Raw genomic sequence first — 1,881 nt, forward strand, 5'->3', positions numbered from 1 at the left:
CCCCGGAAGTCCGGGGCGGCCGCCTTCGTACGTCCGATCGACGACTTAGCTGAACGAGTCGCCGCAGGCGCAGGAACCCGTGGCGTTCGGGTTGTCGATCGTGAAGCCCTGCTTCTCGATGGTGTCGACGAAGTCGATGGAGGCGCCGCCCAGGTACGGGGCGCTCATGCGGTCGGTGACGACCTTGACACCGTCGAAGTCCTTGACGACGTCGCCGTCGAGCGAGCGCTCGTCGAAGAAGAGCTGGTACCGCAGGCCGGAGCAGCCGCCGGGCTGTACGGCGACGCGCAGCGCCAGGTCGTCGCGGCCTTCCTGGTCGAGCAGGGCCTTGACCTTGGCCGCGGCGGCGTCAGACAGGAGGATGCCGTCGCTGACAGTGGTCTTCTCGTCCGATACGGACATCTGCTTCTCTCCCGGGTTGTACGGAGACTGCTTGCCGACGGTTGCAACCGGCGGGGCCCCGGATTCATTCCGGGCGAGGCTCGGCTTTCGCGTCTTGTCCCTTTCATGCTCGCACACCCGCTCGCGGACCGGTTAACGGCAAGATCCGATTCGGGGACCGCGAATTCGTCACATCGACACTATGGACATCGTCAAACTGACGTGAAGCGGTTATGATAGATAGCGTCATTTAGACGAAAAGGTCTTCCGCAGAAAGAAAGGGTGCGTGACGTGACCACCGCCCAGCCCCTGGACGTCCAGCCGACGCCGCTCGCCCTGCTGCTGCTCGGCCGCGAGGCCGACCCGAAGAGCGAGCGCGGAGTGGAGTGTCCCGGCGACCTTCCGTCGCCCTCCGACCCGGACCTCGTGGAGCGCGCCCGCGCCGCGAAGGAGAAGCTCGGGGACAAGGTCTTCGTCCTCGGCCACCACTACCAGCGCGACGAGGTCATCCAGTTCGCCGACGTCACGGGCGACTCCTTCAAGCTCGCCCGCGACGCGGCGGCGCGCCCGGAGGCCGAGTACATCGTCTTCTGCGGTGTGCACTTCATGGCCGAATCGGCCGACATCCTCACCACCGACGACCAGAAGGTCGTCCTGCCGGACCTCGCGGCCGGCTGCTCGATGGCCGACATGGCCACCGCCGAGCAGGTCGCCGAGTGCTGGGACGTGCTGACCGAGGCCGGGATCGCCGAGCAGGTCGTGCCCGTCTCGTACATGAACTCCTCGGCCGACATCAAGGCCTTCACCGGCAAGCACGGGGGCACGATCTGCACCTCGTCGAACGCCAAGCGCGCCCTGGACTGGGCCTTCGAGCAGGGCGAGAAGGTCCTGTTCCTGCCCGACCAGCACCTGGGGCGCAACACCGCGGTGCGCGAGATGGGCATGTCGCTCGACGACTGCGTCCTGTACAACCCGCACAAGCCGAACGGCGGCCTGACCGCCGAGGAGCTGCGCAACGCCAAGATGATCCTGTGGCGGGGTCACTGCTCGGTGCACGGCCGGTTCTCGCTGGACTCGGTCAACGACGTCCGCGAGCGGATCCCGGGCGTGAACGTGCTCGTGCACCCGGAGTGCAAGCACGAGGTCGTGGCCGCCGCGGACTACGTCGGCTCGACGGAGTACATCATCAAGACGCTGGAGGCGGCCCCGGCCGGCTCGAAGTGGGCGATCGGCACGGAGCTGAACCTGGTCCGCCGCGTGGCCAACGCGCACCCGGACAAGGAGGTCGTCTTCCTCGACAAGACGGTCTGCTTCTGCTCGACGATGAACCGGATCGACCTGCCGCACCTGGTGTGGACGCTGGAGTCGCTGGCCGAGGGCAACCTGGTCAACCGGATCGAGGTCGACAAGGAGACGGAGAGCTTCGCGAAGCTGGCGCTGGAGCGGATGCTGGCACTGCCGTAACGGTTCTCCCGTTCGTACGCCGAGGGCGCCCCGCAT

The 1,881-nt window shown here is 67.0% G+C and carries 2 protein-coding genes; one reads left to right on the forward strand and one right to left on the reverse strand.

Annotated elements, in window-relative coordinates:
• Positions 1-45 precede the first annotated feature (45 nt).
• Positions 46-402, reverse strand: coding sequence for an iron-sulfur cluster assembly accessory protein (locus ACFC0D_RS38460; RefSeq protein ID WP_018848827.1), 357 nt, complete (start codon positions 400-402; stop codon positions 46-48).
• Positions 403-663: 261 nt separating this feature from the next.
• On the opposite strand from ACFC0D_RS38460, the gene nadA reads away from it, so the two are divergent.
• Positions 664-1,845, forward strand: coding sequence for a quinolinate synthase NadA (gene nadA, locus ACFC0D_RS38465; protein WP_376446752.1), 1,182 nt, complete (start codon positions 664-666; stop codon positions 1,843-1,845).
• Positions 1,846-1,881 lie beyond the last annotated feature (36 nt).

This window comes from Streptomyces sp. NPDC056222 (assembly GCF_042264065.1).
Lineage (GTDB): Bacteria > Actinomycetota > Actinomycetes > Streptomycetales > Streptomycetaceae > Streptomyces.

What these genes read in the sequence shown, in the direction of transcription:
- ACFC0D_RS38460 (WP_018848827.1), bottom strand. Translation starts at nt 402, where the DNA reads ATGTCCGTATCGGACGAGAAGACCACTGTCAGCGACGGCATCCTCCTG.